The organism is Streptomyces sp. S3(2020), assembly GCF_013044505.1.
Lineage (GTDB): Bacteria > Actinomycetota > Actinomycetes > Streptomycetales > Streptomycetaceae > Streptomyces.
Genome location: NZ_JABERD010000553.1, coordinates 1 through 775 on the forward strand (window position 1 = coordinate 1; position 775 = coordinate 775).

Genomic DNA, 775 nt, shown 5'->3' on the forward strand with positions numbered 1-775 from the left:
ATCTCCGGCTCCAGATCGAACAACAGCACCCCGTCAAGGCCGGGCCTCGGCAGCGGCTGTTGCAGGTGCTGGCGTGTTCCGCGTTGGGGCCCGGCCTTGACGGGGTGCTGTTGTTCGATCTGGAGCCGGAGATGGTGGCGCCGGTGACGGACGCGTTCGCCCGGGTTCTCGGGCTGCGCAGCGGGCGGCCGGTGCGGCGGGCGATGCTCGGCTCGGTCACCGGGGACGACGAGTTGTGGCTGCGTCCCACGCTGCGGCACGAGGGCGCCGGGATGAACTTCTCGCTGGCCCCGGGTCCGTTGGTCGACACCGACCCGGAGGCGTCGACGCTGGTCGTGGTCCCCGACCTGGTCCGGCTGAGCCTGCCCGGCATGCGGGCCGCGGTGCAGCTCCTGGGCGCCGATGTCGCCGCGGTCGAACGCTCCGGCTTCCGCGCCCGCTGGCGCCCCCGGGCCCGCTGGCTGGCCGCGTGCCGCGAGTCGGAGGTGGGCCGCCTCTCCCCCCACCTCCTGGACCGCTTCCCGATCCGCCTCAACGCGGCGGGCCTGGAACCGGACCACCTCCTCGACCTCCTGGACCGGCCCCGCCAGAGCCACGGACCGAACGGATCGCGCACACCTCCCGACCCACCCGACCTCCGTCCCCAACACGGCGAGCACCACACCCTCGACGACTCCGGCCGCCGAGAACAGCCCTACGCCCCTGCACGCACCGAACTCGCCCCGCACCCCACGCCGAGCCCCGCTCACCAAGATCCACGCACCGACTCCCCGGG

General features: G+C 73.9%; 1 pseudogene. It reads left to right on the forward strand.

What is annotated here, in order from left to right:
• A pseudogene (locus HLK59_RS50290) lies at window positions 1-775 on the forward strand (hypothetical protein); the annotation flags it as partial.